Source organism: Kitasatospora sp. SolWspMP-SS2h, from assembly GCF_003259315.1.
In the GTDB taxonomy this organism is placed as follows: domain Bacteria; phylum Actinomycetota; class Actinomycetes; order Streptomycetales; family Streptomycetaceae; genus Kitasatospora; species Kitasatospora fiedleri.
The window spans coordinates 1-16,310 of record NZ_QLLT01000009.1 but is presented as its reverse complement, the minus strand read 5'-3'; the positions used below and the strand labels follow the sequence as shown (position 1 = coordinate 16,310).

At 75.1% G+C, this 16,310-nt stretch carries 14 protein-coding genes, 2 tRNA genes and 1 pseudogene; 10 read left to right on the top strand and 7 right to left on the bottom strand.

What is annotated here, in order from left to right:
• Positions 1-65: 65 nt before the first annotated feature.
• A complete protein-coding gene (gene upp / locus K353_RS12630) occupies positions 66-701 on the bottom strand; it encodes a uracil phosphoribosyltransferase (RefSeq protein WP_111553690.1) in 636 nt (211 codons plus the stop codon).
• 689 nt (positions 702-1,390) lie between these two features.
• Here upp and K353_RS12620 point away from each other — a divergent pair.
• The 7 genes and pseudogenes from K353_RS12620 to K353_RS12595 all read left to right on the top strand — a co-directional run bounded on the left by K353_RS12620 (position 1,391) and on the right by K353_RS12595 (position 5,782).
• The gene (locus K353_RS12620) at positions 1,391-1,951 is read left to right on the top strand and encodes a hypothetical protein (protein WP_111553890.1); all 561 of its coding nucleotides are present in this window, start codon (positions 1,391-1,393) and stop codon (positions 1,949-1,951) included.
• A 29-nt stretch (positions 1,952-1,980) separates the two neighbouring features.
• Complete coding sequence (tadA, locus tag K353_RS12615; RefSeq protein WP_111553688.1) at positions 1,981-2,571, top strand: tRNA adenosine(34) deaminase TadA; 591 nt, start codon at positions 1,981-1,983, stop codon at positions 2,569-2,571.
• Between the two features lie 10 nt (positions 2,572-2,581).
• Positions 2,582-2,671: transfer RNA gene (locus K353_RS12610), tRNA-Ser, on the top strand.
• Positions 2,672-3,171: 500 nt separating this feature from the next.
• Positions 3,172-3,336: a hypothetical protein gene (locus K353_RS34835; RefSeq protein WP_199528079.1), complete on the top strand. Its 165-nt coding sequence runs from the start codon at positions 3,172-3,174 to the stop codon at positions 3,334-3,336.
• 76 nt (positions 3,337-3,412) lie between these two features.
• A complete protein-coding gene (locus K353_RS12605; RefSeq protein WP_111553687.1) occupies positions 3,413-3,706 on the top strand; it encodes a Dabb family protein in 294 nt (97 codons plus the stop codon).
• Between the two features lie 203 nt (positions 3,707-3,909).
• A pseudogene (locus tag K353_RS12600) lies at positions 3,910-4,734 on the top strand (SigB/SigF/SigG family RNA polymerase sigma factor); the annotation flags it as partial.
• Positions 4,735-4,981: 247 nt separating this feature from the next.
• A complete protein-coding gene (locus K353_RS12595) occupies positions 4,982-5,782 on the top strand; it encodes an RNA polymerase sigma factor SigF (protein WP_233533561.1) in 801 nt (266 codons plus the stop codon).
• 42 nt (positions 5,783-5,824) lie between these two features.
• On the opposite strand, the gene K353_RS12590 is transcribed toward K353_RS12595, so the two are convergent.
• Positions 5,825-6,673, bottom strand: a complete 849-nt coding sequence (locus K353_RS12590; RefSeq protein ID WP_111553684.1) for a tyrosine-protein phosphatase — start codon at positions 6,671-6,673, stop codon at positions 5,825-5,827.
• A gap of 104 nt (positions 6,674-6,777) precedes the next feature.
• Positions 6,778-6,978 (bottom strand): hypothetical protein, encoded by a 201-nt coding sequence (locus K353_RS12585; protein WP_111553683.1) that lies wholly within the window; start codon positions 6,976-6,978, stop codon positions 6,778-6,780.
• 150 nt (positions 6,979-7,128) lie between these two features.
• Here K353_RS12585 and K353_RS12580 point away from each other — a divergent pair, with 150 nt between their 5' ends.
• Positions 7,129-8,085 (top strand): aldo/keto reductase, encoded by a 957-nt coding sequence (locus tag K353_RS12580; protein WP_111553682.1) that lies wholly within the window; start codon positions 7,129-7,131, stop codon positions 8,083-8,085.
• Positions 8,086-8,157: 72 nt separating this feature from the next.
• Here the strand turns inward: K353_RS12580 and K353_RS12575 are convergent, their stop codons facing one another.
• The 3 genes from K353_RS12575 to K353_RS36520 all read right to left on the bottom strand — a co-directional run bounded on the left by K353_RS12575 (position 8,158) and on the right by K353_RS36520 (position 14,184).
• On the bottom strand, positions 8,158-9,144 hold the full coding sequence (locus tag K353_RS12575; RefSeq protein ID WP_111553681.1) for a C40 family peptidase: 987 nt from the start codon (positions 9,142-9,144) through the stop codon (positions 8,158-8,160).
• Positions 9,141-10,517 (bottom strand): SPFH domain-containing protein, encoded by a 1,377-nt coding sequence (locus tag K353_RS12570; protein ID WP_111553680.1) that lies wholly within the window; start codon positions 10,515-10,517, stop codon positions 9,141-9,143. The genes K353_RS12575 and K353_RS12570 overlap by 4 nt, the downstream gene beginning before the upstream one ends.
• Positions 10,518-10,728: 211 nt before the next feature.
• On the bottom strand, positions 10,729-14,184 hold the full coding sequence (locus K353_RS36520; protein WP_111553679.1) for an Ig-like domain-containing protein: 3,456 nt from the start codon (positions 14,182-14,184) through the stop codon (positions 10,729-10,731).
• Positions 14,185-14,483: 299 nt separating this feature from the next.
• On the opposite strand from K353_RS36520, the gene K353_RS12560 reads away from it, so the two are divergent.
• Positions 14,484-14,900 (top strand): globin family protein, encoded by a 417-nt coding sequence (locus tag K353_RS12560; protein ID WP_158585397.1) that lies wholly within the window; start codon positions 14,484-14,486, stop codon positions 14,898-14,900.
• Positions 14,901-14,910: 10 nt separating this feature from the next.
• On the top strand, positions 14,911-16,110 hold the full coding sequence (locus K353_RS12555) for a globin domain-containing protein (RefSeq protein ID WP_111553677.1): 1,200 nt from the start codon (positions 14,911-14,913) through the stop codon (positions 16,108-16,110).
• A 105-nt stretch (positions 16,111-16,215) separates the two neighbouring features.
• Here K353_RS12555 and K353_RS12550 read toward each other — a convergent pair.
• Positions 16,216-16,291, bottom strand: a tRNA-Arg gene (locus K353_RS12550).
• Positions 16,292-16,310: the final 19 nt, after the last annotated feature.

Sequence of the window (16,310 nt, the reverse complement as noted above, 5' to 3'; positions counted from 1 at the left end):
AACTCCCGCCCCGGCCGGACCTCCGCCGTTCCTACCGCCCTGCCGTCCTGCCGCCCGTACCGTCCTCAGCCGGCCGTGCCGTACAGCCGGTCGCCCGCGTCGCCCAGCCCCGGCACGATGTACCCGTGCTCGTTGAGCCGCTCGTCGACCGCCGCGGTGACCACCGTGACCGGCCGCCCCGCCAGCTCGCGCTCCATCAGCGCGACGCCCTCGGGCGCGGCCAGCAGCACCACGGCGGTGACGTCGGTGGCGCCCCGGTCGAGCAGCATCCGGATCGCCGCGACCAGGGTGCCGCCGGTGGCGAGCATCGGGTCGAGGACGTAGATCTGCCGCCCGGAGAGGTCGTCCGGCATCCGGGTCGCGTAGGTCGACGCCTCCAGCGTCTCCTCGTTGCGCACCATCCCGAGGAAGCCGACCTCGGCGGTGGGCAGCAGCCGGGTCATGCCGTCGAGCATGCCGAGACCGGCCCGGAGGATCGGGACGACCAGCGGGCGCGGGTAGGAGAGCCGGGTGCCCCGGGTGACGGCGACCGGGGTGGTGATCTCGACCGTGTCGGTACGGACGTCCCTGGTCGCCTCGTACGCGAGCAGGGTCACCAGTTCGTCGGTGAGCCGCCGGAAGGTCGGCGAGTCCGTGCGCTCGTCGCGCAGGGTGGACAGCTTGTGGGCGACCAGCGGGTGGTCGACGACGTGGAGACGCATGACACCAACGGTAACGGGCGCGGGTACGTGTGTACGACTCCGTACGAACCGGGACGACCGGTACGACCCGCCGGAATGCGCCGCGATCCGCCCGCAGCCACGGAATTCGGGCCGCTCCTGTGGTATCGGCGGGGCCGATCTGGGAAAGTCGGGACCTATGAAGAGCAACCCGACGCGGGCATCCACCGCCGGCGCGGGCGGGTCAGGCTCGACAGACGAGTCCCGTCCGGAGTCAGAGAAGGGCGCGCAGCGCGCCGCGGAGACCGCTGCGGAACGGCGCAAGCGCCGGGCCGTGTTCCTCCGCGAGTTGGCCGAGGCCCGGGAGTTGCGGGCCCGGGTGCAGCCGAGACGGACCAAGGAGCGCCGGATGCGCGAGGCGCTGCGGATGCGCACCTTCCGGACCTGACCGCCGGGGGCCGCACCCCGCACCGGAGTTGCGCCCCGCGAGGCCCCGGACGCCCCCTCCGCGAGGGGCCGGGCGGTCAGGACGCGCACCCTGAGCGGCCGGAAGCCGACCATTCCGACACGACCTGCGAAGACGCGCTGCCGAACACTCCCCGCAGCGGCGGGCTTTCTGTCACGATGCGGTGGGACGGTCCGAACAGCGGACCTCCTTCTGGCGCGGGGGCGGCCGGACCGCACCCGCCCGAGATCGCCGACAGCCGAGACCAATCTTGGGAGTGTCCCTGGTGGCGTACTTCGCTGCAGTGCTTGCTCGCACCGGTGCCGGGTGGGATGTGAGCGAGACGGAACTCGACGACGTAGAGACCCTGGCCGACCTGACCGACCTGGCCCGCGAAGCGGCCGAGGACGACGACACCGTGCTGGTCTTCATCGAGCAGGAGGACGCGTGGTTCGCGGTCCTGCGCATCGACGGTGAGGACGACCCGCGGATCTTCGTCTCCGACGCGGCGGCCGCGGCGCGCAGTTCGTACGGCGCGGTGCTCACCGACGAGTTGATCGAACAGGACGGGGAGGCCGACTTCGACGACCTCGACGGTCTCGTCGCCGGGCTCGACGACGAGGACGCCGAGGACGGCGCGGTCCCCGAGGACGAGGACGAGGAGCCGGCCGGCGGGCGGGGCGCGAGCCCGATCGGGCCGATCGGCGACTCCGAGCTGCTGACCGAGTTCGGGATGGCCGCGGCCGACCTGCTGGAGCTGGCCGGCGAGGGCGCCGCGCCCGGCGACGCGCTGGGCGAGATCGCCGAGGCGCTGGGCTGCGGCGAGGTCCTGGAGGCCGTTCGGTAGCGGCGGGCCCGGTGCCCGACACTGGGTCCATGCAGCCCGTCCCCGCCCCCCTCACCGACCCCGCCGACCCTGGCGAACGGCCGCGGATCGCCCCGCTGCCCGCCCCCGAACGCCCCGACCCGGTCCGCGACCGGTGGCGGGGCCGGATGCGCCTCGCGATCGAGGAGGCCGCACTGGCCACCGCCACCGGTGACGTCCCGGTCGGGGCGTTCGTCCTCGGACCGGACGGCACCGTGCTCGGCCGCGGCCACAATGTCCGGGAGGCGGTGGGCGACCCCACCGGCCACGCCGAGGTGGTGGCGATCCGGCAGGCCGCCCGCACCGTCGGGGAGTGGCGCCTGACCGGCTGCACCCTGGTCGTCACCCTGGAGCCCTGCACCATGTGCGCGGGCGCGATCGTCCTCTCCCGCCTCGCCCGCGTCGTCTTCGGCGCCCACGACCCGAAGGCCGGCGCGGCCGGCTCCCTCTTCGACGTGGTCCGCGACAACCGCCTCAACCACCGCCCCGAGGTGGTCGGTGGCGTCCTCGCCGACGAGTGCACCGCCCAACTGCTGGCCTTCTTCGACACCCGGCGCCAAGCCCCCGACAACGGATTTCGCCCCGCCTCGCCGATCCGGTAGAGTTCCCCTCGGTAGCGTGTCCGAGCGGCCAAAGGAGCACGCCTCGAAAGCGTGTGTGGGGGCAACTCCACCGTGGGTTCGAATCCCACCGCTACCGCCACTGGCAGGAAGAACGAAGGGCCCGACCGGCTTCCGGTCGGGCCCTTCGCCGTGCCGGGGCCGGTCCCGGCCCGGGGAAGCGCGCGGTGCGGCGAGAGGCTCCGCACTCCCGGGCGGTTGACCACCGTGCCCATGGGGAGTGCGGAGCCTGGACGGACCTCGCGGTCCGCGGCGGGGGCAGCAGCTCCGGGGGGACGAGCCGCTGCCCCTGGCGGAGGTCCTACAACCGGGTCCGCGTCGGGGGAAGCCGCGGGGCCCGGTCCCACAGCGGGGACCTCCGGATCGCCGTACCGGGGATTCCTGCCAGATCCTCGGTACATCAACCATCCTGCCGCGCCGCCCCGGTGGGGACATCCGGAGAAAGCCCCGTCCGCGCGGGACCTTCGTCCCCGCGGGTGAACACGTCCCTCACCCGTTGCGCCGTCCGGTGGATAAGCTGCCGGGTGGCAGGGCCGTGCGGGGAGAGGACGGCGGCCCGACTCAGGGAGGCAGGCCCGTTCGATGGCTCAGGCGAAGAAGGTGGCCATGTGGATCCTGGTCGTCTTCGTCATCTACACGATCATCACCTCGCCGGAGCGCTCGGCGGACCTGGTGAAGTCCGGGTTCGTGGGCATCTCGGACGCCGCCAGGGCGGTCGGCTCGTTCATGACCGGACTGGTGCGCTAGTACCGTTGCGGGGTCCGTCCGTCGGGGGCGCGCCCGCGACCGGGCGCGCCCCCTCCCACCCGCGAGGAGCGGCATCGTGATCCGGCACCTGGTCCTGTTCAAGCTGAACGAAGGCGTCACCAAGGAGGACCCGCGGGCCGTCGCGGGCGCCGCGGCGTTCGCCGAGCTCGGCGCGCTGATCCCCGAGCTGCGCGAGTGGGAGTGCGGCTGGAACTTCGCCGAGCGGGACATCGCCCGGGACTTCGCGATCAACAGCCTGGTCGCGGACCGCGAGGCGCTGGCCGCCTACCTGGGCCACCCGGCCCATCAGGCCGCCGCCGCGCAGTGGCGCGAGTTCGCCACCTGGGTGATCGCCGACCTGGAGGTCTGACCCTCCCCCACCATCCGTCGCACACGCACGATCCTGCGGTCCCCGCCCTCCGTCCGCGCGCGGGGGCCACAGCACACTCCGCCGAATGCTGGACGGTCCGTCAACACGCCTCCGCCGGGTGCTTGCCCGGCCACAGAGCGACTTGTGATGCTATGACCGGTTTTGCCGGAAATTGGCGAGGTGGTTGACGAGGGAGGGGTGACGTGTCCGTACGGACGCAGCAGGGCAGTGCTCCGGAGGACCGGACCGAGGACAGGCCGGACCCCGTCGAGCTGGCCTCCCGCCGCCCCGGCACCCGCGGCGCGCTGGACGTCCGCACCCTCACCCGGATCCTGTTCGAACGGCTCGCCGAACTCCCGGCCGACGCCCCCGAGCGCGCCCGGGTCCGCTCCGCCCTGATCGAGATCAACATCCCGCTGGTCCGCTACGCCGCCACCCGCTTCCGCAGCCGCAGCGAGCCGATGGAGGACATCGTCCAGGTCGGCACCATCGGCCTGATCAACGCCATCGACCGCTTCGACCCCGAGCGCGGCGTCCAGTTCCCCACCTACGCGCTGCCCACCATCCTCGGCGAGATCAAGCGCTACTTCCGCGACAACGTCCGCACCATGCACGTCCCGCGCCGGCTCCAGGAGCTCTGGGTGCAGGTCAGCGGCGCGATGGAGGAGCTGACCGTCACCCACGGACGGACCCCCAAGGTCCCCGAGATCGCCGCCAACCTGCGCATCCCCGAGGAGGACGTCCGGGCCTGCCTGGACGCCGGCCGCGCCTACAACGCCGCCTCCCTGGAGGCCGCCCAGGAGCACGAGGGCGGCCTCGCCCTGCTCGACCGGCTCGGCTACGAGGACTCCGCCCTCACCGACGTCGAGCACCGCGACATGGTCCGCCACCTGCTGGTGCAGCTCCCCGAGCGGGAGCGCCGGATCATCATGCTGCGGTTCTTCGCCAACCTCACCCAGTCGCAGATCTCCACCGAACTCGGCATGTCCCAGATGCACGTCTCCCGGCTGCTGTCCCGGATCCTCTCCCGGCTGCGCACCGGCAACGCCTGGGAGGAGTGAGTCGTCCCTGTTGCCGCGTGTCACCGGTGGGTGACGAGTCGCGACGAACGGGTTTGCCGGGGCCGGTGGGCCGGTATTGAGCAGTCAGACCCGTCAGCCGGGAACCACTGCGCGGTGGCGACCGTTCGACAGCCAGTCACCAGGGGGTGGGCGCGTGTTCACAGAACCGGGCAGTGCGGTCATCGAAGTCGAGGCCGAAACCGTCGTCGTACCGATCCCGGCCCAGGCCGGTCCCGCCGAGGCCCCCGACCGGGCCCTCGACACCCGCACGCTGTCCCGCACGCTGTTCCGCCGGCTCGCCGGGCTGACGGCCGGCAGCGCGGAGCACACCTACGTCCGGGACACCCTGATCGAGCTCAACCTGCCGCTGGTCCGGTACGCGTCCGCGCGCTTCCGCAGCCGCAACGAGCCGATGGAGGACATCGTCCAGGTCGGCACCATCGGCCTGATCAAGGCCATCGACCGCTTCGACCCGGACCGCGGCGTCGAGTTCCCGACCTTCGCCATGCCCACCGTGGTCGGCGAGATCAAGCGCTTCTTCCGGGACACCAGCTGGTCCGTGCGCGTCCCGCGCCGCCTCCAGGAGCTGCGCCTGGCCCTCACCAAGGCCGGCGACGAGCTCTCCCAGCGCCTGGACCGCTCCCCCACCGTCCCCGAACTCGCCGCCTACCTCGGCGTCTCCGAGGACGACGTGGTCGAGGGCCTCGCCGTCGGCAACGCGTACACCGCCAGCTCGCTCGACTCCACGCCCGCCGAGGACGACGGCGGCGACGGCCCGCTCGCCGACCGGCTCGGCTACGAGGACCTCGCCCTCGAAGGCGTCGAGTACCGCGAGTCCCTCAAGCCGCTGCTCGCCAAGCTCCCGCCGCGCGAGCGCCGCATCATCATGCTCCGCTTCTTCGGCAACCTGACGCAGTCCCAGATCGGCGACGAGATCGGCATCTCCCAGATGCACGTCTCCCGGCTGCTCACCAAGACGCTGGCCCACCTCCGCGAGGGCCTCACCGCCGAATAGGCACCCGGCGGGGGCCCTCTCCGGGCCCCCGCCGGACCACCGCTAGACGGTGCAGGCGGCCCGGAGGGCGGCGAGGTGCCGTTCGGTGAGCCCCAGCCCGTCCTGCCAGAAGTGCTCGAAGCCGGACCAGCCCAGGGCCAGTTCCTCGAAGGCCGCCTCCAGGTAGACCGCCTCCGCGCGGGCCAGCGGCTGCATCAGCGGGTCGACCCGGGCGATCAGGGCCGCCGAGCGGTCGTTGGTGAGCAGGTAGTCCGCGAGGACGGTCTCGCGGTCGACGCCGAGCGCGGTGAGCAGCAGCGCCGCCGTCCAGCCGGTGCGGTCCTTGCCGGCAGTGCAGTGGAAGAGCACCGGCGCGCCGTCCGCCTCGGTGATCAGCCGCAGCACGGTGGCGAAGCGGGAGCGGGCGACGGCGTCGGTGACGAACCAGCGGTACATCGAGGTCATCATCGCGGTGCCCCGCCCGTCCCCGAGAACGGCGTGCATCGCCGTCGGGTCGCCGGTGCCCAGCGCCCGGCGCAGTTCCACGTACAGGTCGAAGTCCGCGGAGAACACCGGCAGGTGGTGCAGGGTCGGCCCGAGCCCGTCGGCCGACGGCACGCTCAGGGTGGCCGCGGCGTCCACCGGCAGCACGGCCTCGGCCAGGCCGGGGACGAGGTCGGCGCCCAGGTGGCGGACCTCGTCGAGGCTGCGCAGGTCGATGACGTGCCGCAGTCCGATCGCGCCGAGCAGCGCCCGGTCGGCCTCGTCGAGCCGGCTGAGCGCCTCGGTGCGCAGCAGCGCGCCCGGGCGCACGGTGCGGCCGTCCGCGGTGCGGTAGCCGCCGAGGTCGCGGGCGTTGACGGCGGCGGCCAGGCCGAGGCTTCTGGCGGTCTCGGTGGACGGCGCGGTCACGGGTGCCTCCTCGCGGCGGTGCGGCGGACCCGGTCAGTCTAGGCACGCCGGGCGCCGGGGCCGCCCGGGGTGTCCGGTCGGCCCCGGGCGGGCGGGCGCGGGCGCTACTTGACGGCCAGCCAGATCACGCCGGCGACGACCGCCAGGGCCACGATGGCCCCGATGACGATCATCGGGGTGCGGCTCGACGAGGAGCTGCTGCCGTAGGTGGTGACGGTGCCCGGGGCCTGCGGGGCCGGGGCCTCGTCGACGAACGCCCGGAACATCTGGGTCGAGCCGGCGGGGTCGTAGTCGTTGTCAGCCATGGAACGGGACTCTAGCCCTTCGGGGCCGCCCGCCGACACCCCGGTCCCCGTCCCGGGCCCGGTCTGCACGGACCCCTCACCTCGGCCGACCGGGAGGTGAACGCGCGGTCTCCCGGAATCAAGCCGGACCCGAACGGGTTGTCCTCCGTCATGACCACCAGTGAAGCCCCCCGGGTGACCCTCGGCCCCTCCGACCTCGCCGTCTCCCCGCTGTCGCTCGGCGGCAACGTGTTCGGCTGGACGGCCGACGCCGCGCAGTCCTTCGCCGTGCTCGACGCCTACGCGGCGGCGGGCGGCAACTTCATCGACACCGCGGACGTCTACTCGGCCTGGGCGCCGGGCAACTCCGGCGGCGAGTCGGAGACGGTGATCGGCGACTGGCTGCGCAGCCGGGGCGACCGCGAGCAGATCGTGGTCGCCACCAAGGTCGGCTCGCTGCCCGGCCTGGACAACCTGCGGGCCGACACGATCAAGCGCGGCGCGGAGGCCTCGCTGCGCCGGCTCGGCGTCGAGCGGATCGACCTGCTCTACACCCACAAGGACGACCTCGACACCCCGGTGGAGGAGATCGTCACGGCGCTCGACGAGCTGGTCCGCGCGGGCAAGGTGCGCGAGGTCGCCGCGTCCAACATCGGCCCGGAGCGGCTGGCCGCCTCGCTGGAGTTCGCCGGGCGCGAGGGCCTGGCCACGTACGTCGCGGTGCAGCCGCACTACAACCTGGTCTCCCGCGACACCTACGAGGGCCCGCTGGCGGACGTGGTCGCCGCCCACGGCCTGTCGTGCGTCCCGTACTACGCGCTCGCCTCCGGCTTCCTGACCGGCAAGTACCGTCCGGGCACGGTCGTCGACTCCGCCCGCGCCCAGGGCGCCGGCCGCTACCTGGACGACCCGCGCGGCCCCCGGGTGCTCGCCGCCCTGGACGAGGTGGCCGCCGCCCACGGCACGCAGGTCGCGACGGTGGCCCTGGCCTGGCTCGCCGCCCAGCCGACGGTGGCCGCCCCGCTGGCCAGCGCCCGCACGCCGGAGCAGCTGCCCCCGCTGCTGGCCGCCGCCTCGCTCCGGCTGACCGGCGCCGAACTCGAGCTGCTCTCCGAGGCCTCCGCCTGACCCCCGCCCCGGCCCGCACCGGCGCCCCTCCCACCGACCCGGCGGGAGGGGCGCCGCCGTCTTCCCGGGCGCTCAGTAGCGGCCGAGGAAGTCCGGGTAGTAGCCGCTGGTGAGGCGGGAGACCCGGACGTTCGTCCCGGGGCGCGGGGCTTCGACGTACGTGCCGTCGCCGAGGTAGACGGCCACGTGGTGGATGCCGGAGGCCCGGTCGTTGCCGGACCAGAACAGCAGGTCGCCGCGCCGCAGTTGGCCGGAGCCGATCGGGGTGGCGGCCCGGTACTGGTCGGCGGCGACCCGGGGGGTGGAGATCCCGGCCCGGCGGAACGCCTGCTGGACCAGGCCCGAGCAGTCGAACCCGTCGGGTCCGTTGCCGCCCCACATGTACGGTTTGCCGACCTGCGCCAGCGCGTAGGACACCGCCGCCTCGACCCCGCTCGCGGCGGGTCCGTCGGACTGTCCGGCGGACTGTCCGGCGGACTGTCCGGCGGACTGTCCGGCGGGGGCTCCGCTGTCGCCGGTCCGGGAGACGTAGACGTCGTAGTGGCTGGTGTAGCGCCACTCGCCGGCCGCGTTCCTGAACCAGTAGACCTTGCCGTCCCAGCCCTGCCGGATCCCTCCGGAGGACTGCGCCGGGGCGGACTTCGACGGCGGGGACTGCGGCTGCGCGCCCTTGGCGCCGCCGGTGCGGTCGAGGTAGACGTCGTACCACTTGGTGTAGCGCCACTCGCCGGCCGCGTTCTTGAACCAGTAGACCTTGCCGTCCCAGCCGGGGCCGGACGGTGCGGGCAGGGCCTGCGCGGCGGTCGCGTCGAGGCCGAGACCGGCCGCTCCGACGCCCGCCAGCACGGTGCCGGCCAGCAGGGTCGAACGCACGGCCCGGTGTATTCGGCCCGCCCGCTCGGCCGCGCCGGACCCGCCGGTGCGGGCCGCCGGCCGGGCGCACGGGGCGCAGCGGCAGGTCGGGGCACCGTCGGATTCGGCGAAGCCCAGCAGCGGGGCCCCGGAGAAGTCCGGAAGGTCGGTGGGGTCGGTGGATATCGAGGCGAGCGCGGTGGTCACGCGGGTTTCCCTTCCTTGCGGTTCGGGCGGGCGGCCGGGGCGGGCACCGAGGCGGTGACCCCGGCCGGGGCGACGAACGCGACCAGCAGCTGCTCCATCAGGGCGCTGCGCGCGCTGTCGTCCAACTCGTGGGCGGTGGCGTGCTCCAGGCGTCGCACCGCGAGCGCCGCGGCCTCCACCGCGTCGTCCACCAGGACGGTCCGCAGCCCGGCGTCCAGGTCGGCGAGCCGGCGGCGGCGCATCGACTCGGCGACCTCCGGCGCGTAGTCCAGGGCCAGCGGCTGCACCGAGTAGACCTCGACCCCGGCCGGGGCGGTCTCGGCGGCCAGCGCCCGGGTCAGCTCGTCGGCGAACCACTGGCCGTCGCGCAGCGCGGGGCCCGGCGCGGAGTTGGAGTCGCACGGCAGCAGGGAGGCGGTTCGGGTGAGAACGGCCTGCACCTGCTCGCGCAGGTACGTTTCGTGTTCGGCGATGCCCAGCGTCACCCGGGCGGTGTCCTTGACCCGCCACACGATCAGCAGCCGCACCACCAGCGGCGTCCCGGCCCGGTCGGTGACGTGCACCGGCTCGCTGCGCCAGTGCCGCAGCCGGACGTCCACCCGGCGGCGGCGCAGCATCGGGTTCACCCAGAGCAGGCCGGTGCGGCGGACGGTGCCCCGGTAGCGGCCCCAGCGGGTCAGCACCCGGGTCTCGCCGCCCGGGTTGGACAGCATCCCGCCGAGCGCGGCCAGCATCACCAGCCCGATCGCGCTGACCGCGGCGACCGTGCCGTCGTCGACCGCGGCCCGCCCGCTGTCCAGCGCGGCCGGGCCGCGCAGGTCGGGCACCCCGGCCGGTTGCGGGAGCGCCCCGGCCCGGGCCAGCACCAGCAGCACCCCGGCCGCCCCGGCCAGCAGCACCAGCAGCGGGAGCCAGCCCGGCAGGGCGAAGGCGCGCCGCTCGCGCAGGGACTGGTCCGCGCGCGGCGGCCGGCGGTGGGTCGCGGCCTCCGCCGCCGGGGGCGCCGGCGGCTGCTTCGCGGTGGCCGCGCTGAGCCGGCGGAGCCCGCCGGAGACCGCACCGCGCGGACCGGTGGCCGCGGGTTCCACGGCGGTCGGTTCGGCGGCGGGGCGGGGCGCGGGCGGGAGCACGGACGGCTCGTCCGCGCCGACCGGCACCAGGCGGGCCGGGTCGACGGCCGGGTTCACCACCGGGAGCGGCTGGGTGGCCGCGCCCCGGTCGAGGTCGTCCTCGACCGGCGGGGCGGCCGTGATCAGCGGTTTGGCGACGGCCTTGGCGACCGCCTTGGTCAGTTGGGTCGCACCGACCGGGGGCTGGGGTGCGGCGGGGGGCCAGGAGTGGGGTCGCGGCGACGAGTCGCGGGTGACGTCCATGCACGTGTCCTAAGGGTCAGTGTGTCGCGCAACGGGCGGCCCGGATCTGACGGGCAGTGCCAGACTCAGGCTAGGTTGATAAGTCATCAAATGCGATATTTAGCGGGCAGTGTGTCGGTCTGTCCGCTCTGCGGATGCGCGTCGGCCCGCCCGCCCTGAACTGCGGGAACGAGCGGGCCGACCGGGGATCGGAACCGGACCGGACGGCCCGTCAGCGACGCCGGGTGCCACTCCCCCGGCCGAACACCCGGCGAGTCAGCAACCCGACGCCCGCCGCGACCAGCAGCGCCCCGCAGGCCAGCCCGCGCCACCCGGTGGCCGCCGCCCGGTGCGCCGCCGCCACCACGTCCGGCGGCGGCGCGGCCGGCGTCCGCGACTGCGGCTGCGCCTGCACCGCCTCGTCCGCCGGATCGTCCGGGGCCGAGTCGCCGTCGGCCTCCGGCCCCGAACCCGGATCGGGAGCGAGGGCTGACGGGCCGTCGGACGGCGGGGTCGGCGCCTGGGCGGACGGGGACGCCGAGGGCGAGGGCGGCACGGAGGCGGGAGCGGGCCCGGACGGGGCCGGGGACGGCGGGGCGAACGGCACCGTCACGTCCGCCGGGGCCCGCCGGGTCGCACTCGGCTCCACCGGCGGCAACGGCGTGCCGACCGGGGGCGTCGCGACCGGCGGCGCAGTCGTCGCGGGCGGGGCGACCCGGCTTGGCGTGGCCGTCGCGGGCTGCACCGGCCGGGCAGGCGCCCCGGGCGGCACGGCGGGCACCGGGGTGACCTGACCACCCGTCGGCTCGGCGGTCGGCGGCACCGCGCCAGCGTGCGCCTCGGACGGCGAGGGCGCGCCCGGGACGCCGGGTGCGCTCGGCGCGTCCGGGAGGACGCTCGGCGCGGGCGGGGCGGGGGCGGTCGACGCCTCCGGGGTCGGCACGACGACCGGCACCAGGTCGGACGGCACCGGCAGCGTCAGCTCGGGCTCGACCACCTTGTCCGCCCCCGGCGCGGACGCGGACGCGGAGACGGGAACGGAGGCCGACGCGCTCGGCGACGGGGCGGACGTGGGCGTCGGGCTCGTGCCCGCACCGGCCTGGGCGCCCGTCGGCGGGACCACGATCGGCAGCACCTCGGGCGGCACCGGCGCGTCCGGCACCGCCGGGGAGGCCGACCCCGCGGGCGGGCCGGAGGGTACGGCGCTCGACGGCGCACCGGACGCGGAGGGGGAGGCGGACGCGGAGGCGGAGGCCGACGCGCTCGGCGACGGGGCGGACGCGGGCGTCGGGCTCGCGTCCGCACCGGCCGGGACGTCCGTCGGCGGGACCGCGATCGGCACCGACGCGTCCGGCGCCGCCGGGGAAGGCGCGGCGCTCGACGGCAGGTCGGACGCCGACGCGCTCGGCACGTCCGCCGCCGCCGGCGACGCACTCGGGCTCGCGCCCCCGCCCCCGCCCGCCGCCGCGGCGAGGTGGACCGGGACCGGGTCGCCCGGGGTGCCGTTGCCCGCGGGGTCGGTGGCGGTGGCGAGGAGGGTGAGGTCGCCGGGGGCGAGGTCGCGGGCGGGGGTGCAGGACCAGGTGCCGTCGGCTCCGGTGACGGCGCTGCAGACGGTGGTGCGTTCGTCGCCGTGGCCGGTGGCGGCGGTGACGGTGACGGTGGTGCCGGGCTCGGCGCGGCCGGTGATCCGGGGGCGGGCGGTGTGCAGGAGTTCGCCGCTGCCGGGGGCGGTGAGCTGCGGGCGGTCGGGGGCGGCGGTGTCGACGGTGAGGGCGACCGCCTTGCCGTCGGAGCGGTTGCCGGCGCCGTCGGCGGCCCGCGGGGTGAGCTGGTAGCGGCCGTCGGCGAGGTTCTCGACCGGCAGGCAGGACCAGGTGCCGTCGGCGGCGACGGCGGTGGAGCAGAGTTCGCCGCCGTCCCGGCCGGGGATGCCCGCGGTGACGGTGACGGTGGAGCCGGGTTCGCCGAGGCCGGTGAGCAGCAGGCCGGGGTCGTTGGTGTAGGCGGGCAGGGTGAGGACGGGGGCGGTGGGCGGCGTGGTCCGGACGGTCAGCCGGAACTCGTCGCCGCGCAGCACCATGCCGCTGCGGGTGGTCTCCACCGGTACCAGGGTGTGGGTGCCCTCGGTGAGCGGCTGGTCGGGGCGGCAGTTCCAGGAACCGTCGCTGCCGGCCTTGGCGGTGCACAGGGTGGCGCCGTTCTCCTGGACGGCGATGCCCGCCCCGGCGACCGCGCCGTCGCCGCGGAACTCGGGGCGGGGTTCCCGGGTGGTGCTGCCGGGGATGGGCAGTCCGACCTGGGGCTTGGCGGCGCCGATCGCGAGGCCGACCTTCTGGTCGACGACCTGCCCGGAGTCGGCGAAGCCGCCGGGGGCGACGACCTGGGCGCCGCTGCGGGCCAGCCGCAGCCGGACCCAGGTGTCGCCGCCGGTGGCCCCGGCCGGGACCTGCCACTCCAGGGCGGCGCGGTCCGCCCCGGCGGGGACCTCGGTCTGCACCCGCTCCAGCGGGTCGAAGCGGCCGTTGTGGTCGAAGTCGATCCAGCCGGCCAGGACGGCGGGGCCGCTGCCCGCGTTGACCGGCACGTCCAGGTGGTAGGAGCGGCCGACGGCGGTCTCGGCGGGGAAGCTCAGCGTGGGGTCGGCGCCCTGGTACTCGGCGCGGCCGGGCTGGAGCAGCGGCGGGGGCGGGCTGGCCCAGGGGCTGCGGCGGCTCTCCCCGCCGTCGACCTCCACGCTGGGGGCGACCGGCCCGGCGTCGGGCGCCGGCGGGGGCGGGCTCGCGGGCGGGCCGGGCTGGAGCGGCCGCTCGACGGTCTGGGCCAGCCCGGGGCGGGCCCGGGTGGCGGTGGTCGCGGCGTCCTGGCCGAGGAACAGGTCGGAGACCAGGTGGGAGACGTTCCCGTAGTCCTGCGGGGCGCTGCCGAGGCCCTCGTCGAGGGTGACGGTGTACGCCTGGCGGAGCGGGGCGGGCGGGGTGGTGGAGCCGTTCTCGGCGGTGGAGCGCTGCTCGACCCGCAGCGACACGGTCGAGACGGTGCCGGCGAGTTCGAGGGTGCCGGTGCCGTCGGCGCTGCCGTCCGGCCCGGCGTCGGGGGCGGGGGCGAGCTCGCCGGAGCCGACCGTCCAGCCGCGCCAGCCGGTGCGGCCGACCAGGGCGGGGGCGGCGGGGCTGCCGCCGGTGACGGTCAGCCGGGTGCTGGTGCCGGTGCCGCCGCCCTTCGAAGTGGCCTTCCCGGCCAGGCCGCTGACGTGCAGTCGGGGGTTGCGGACCGGGCGGGAGAAGGAGAGCTGGAGGGTGCCCAGGGTGTGCCAGGAGCCGTCGGCGGCGGGGCGGCGCTCGGCGGCCCGGAAGGTCTCGGCCGGGTCGCCGGGGCGGATGCCGTCGGTGTAGGGGCCGTCGCCGCCGGGGCGGTCGGCGAGCCGGCCGGGGGCGGTGTCGACGCTCACGCCGGGGACGGCCGCGTAGTCGAACTGGACGGTGAGGCCGGAGGGCAGGACGGCGCGCCGCTCGGCGGACCAGGCGTCCGGGGTCTGCTGGGCGGCCGTCGGCGGGACGGCCAGGCCGGTGAGCAGCCCGGTGGCGATCAGGGCGGCGGTGCGTCGGCCGATGCGGGGGCGGGCCCGGTCACGGTCGGCCGGGCGGACGTCGGGGGCCGGGGCCCGGTGCGGGAACTGTCGGCACATCCGGCTCTCCTCTCGGTGTCGTCGCCCCCCGGAATCGCGGTCCGATCGCCCTGCACCCGAATGGTCATGACGATCCGACAAAAGGTAATCACGATCTGGTTTCGGTCATACCGCGACACCTGCTCATTTCCGCCGACACCACCCGATCGGCGGCCACTCGGTCAGCAGTATCCGGATACCCGCCCGACTCGCCGTCAACTCCCACGAACGTGAACCAATCGGGCACTACCGCCCACTGATTGACTTCCCGTCAGCCATCTCTGTTCGAATTGGTGGGTTTATCAGTAGAGTCGGCGGGCGTGACAATCGATCCCACTCTCATCAAGAGCAGCTTCGCCGTCGTCGAGCCCCACGGCAGCGAGGTCACCGCCTACTTCTACACCCACCTGTTCGAGCACAACCCGGATGTCCGCAAGCTGTTCGCCGAGCACATGAACGAGCAGCAGGACCGCCTCTGGGCCGCGATAGGCACCCTGGTCGCCCGGCTGGAGGACACCGACACCGTGGTCAACGTGCTCCAGGGCCTGGGCCGCCGGCACGCCGGCTACGGCGCCCTCCCCGAGCACTTCCCGGCCGTCGGCGGCAGCCTGCTCGCCGCGCTCGCGCACTTCGCCGGCGACGCCTGGACCCCGGAGGTCGAGGCGGCGTGGACGGCGCTCTACGGCGTCATCACCGAGGTCATGAGCGCGGCGCTGACCGAAGAAGCCAAGGGCTGAGAGCCCCCCGGTGGCCTTCGACCCCGCGGTCATCCGCGCCAGCTTCGCCGTCGTCGAGCGCCGCGCCGATCAGCTGACCAAGTTCTTCTACGCCCACCTGTTCACCAACAACCCCGGTGTCGAAGAGCTCTTCCCGGCCCGGCTCGCCGAACAGCGCGACCGCCTCTTCGCCGCGCTCACCCAACTCGTCCTGCGGCTGGAGGACCCGGAGAAACTCACCGACTACCTGGGGGCGCTCGGACGCGACCACCGGAAGTTCCAGGCCGCCCCCGAGCACTACCCCGCCGTCGGGGCCAGCCTGATCGCCGCGCTCAAGCACTTCTCCGGCCACTACTGGACCCCCGAGATCGAGAAGTCCTGGATCGAGGCCTACACGGCCATCTCCCAGGCCATGATCGACGCCGCCGCGGCCGTCCCGGAGTCCACCCCGCGCTGGTGGAACGCCGAGATCACCGGCCACCGCCGCGCCGCCCCCGACCTCGCGGTGCTCACCCTGCGGCCCGACCGGCCGTACCCGTACACCGCGGGCCAGTACCTGACGGTCTGCTCCGACCGCCGCCCCCAGGTCTGGCGGCCCTACTCCGTCGCCTGCGCCCCCCGTCCCGACGACACCCTGGAACTGCACGTCCGCCGGGTCCCCGACGGGGCGGTGTCCACCGCGCTGGTCGACGAGGCCCGGCTCGGCGAGCGCCTGCGGATCGGCCCGCCGCTGGGCGACGCCGTGCTCGCCCCCGGCTCCGACCGGCCGCTGCTGATGGTCGCCGCCGGCACCGGCTGGGCCCCGGTCAAGGCCCTGCTGGAACAACTCGCCCAGGACGGCGGACGGCCCGCCACGGTCTTCGTCGCCGCCCGCGGCGACCAGGACCAGTACGACCTGGACGCCGTGCACGGGATGGTCGGGGAACACGCCTGGCTGCACGCCGTGCTCGCGGCGCCCGGCCCCGGCGCCTCCCGCCACGAGGCCGCCCGGCTGCTGCGCGAGGGCCTGCGCGAGTACGGGGACTGCTCCGGCCACGACATCCACCTGTCCGGCCCGCCCGACCTCGTCCCCGCCGTCGGCGCCCAACTCCTGGAACAGGGCGCCGAACCCGGCCTCCTCCGGCACGACCCCGTCACGCCCACCTTCAACCGCAGCCGCCCGCTCACCCCCGCGGAGTGGTTCCTCGAAGAGCGCGACGTGCCCTGGATCAACCGGACCGAACTCGGCTGACGCCGCTCCCGCCGCCCCCCGGACACCACAGCGGGGGGCGGCGGGACCGGCGGCACCCCCCGGAAGCACGACGAAGGCCCCGGGCGGTAACCCGGGGCCTTCGGCTGGTGCGCTCAGCAGGATTCGAACCTGCAACCTCTTGATCCGTAGTCAAGTGCTCTATCCGTTGAGCTATGAGCGCTCGGACGGCCCCTTGCGGA

What these genes read in the sequence shown, in the direction of transcription:
- tadA (WP_111553688.1), top strand. Translation starts at nt 1,981, where the DNA reads ATGCAGCCCGTCCCCGCCCCCCTCACCGACCCCGCCGACCCTGGCGAA.
- K353_RS12570 (WP_111553680.1), bottom strand. Translation starts at nt 10,517, where the DNA reads ATGGACGTCACCCGCGACTCGTCGCCGCGACCCCACTCCTGGCCCCCC.
- K353_RS36520 (WP_111553679.1), bottom strand. Translation starts at nt 14,184, where the DNA reads ATGTGCCGACAGTTCCCGCACCGGGCCCCGGCCCCCGACGTCCGCCCG.
- upp (WP_111553690.1), bottom strand. Translation starts at nt 701, where the DNA reads ATGCGTCTCCACGTCGTCGACCACCCGCTGGTCGCCCACAAGCTGTCC.
- K353_RS34835 (WP_199528079.1), top strand. Translation starts at nt 3,172, where the DNA reads ATGGCTCAGGCGAAGAAGGTGGCCATGTGGATCCTGGTCGTCTTCGTC.
- K353_RS12585 (WP_111553683.1), bottom strand. Translation starts at nt 6,978, where the DNA reads ATGGCTGACAACGACTACGACCCCGCCGGCTCGACCCAGATGTTCCGG.
- K353_RS12580 (WP_111553682.1), top strand. Translation starts at nt 7,129, where the DNA reads ATGACCACCAGTGAAGCCCCCCGGGTGACCCTCGGCCCCTCCGACCTC.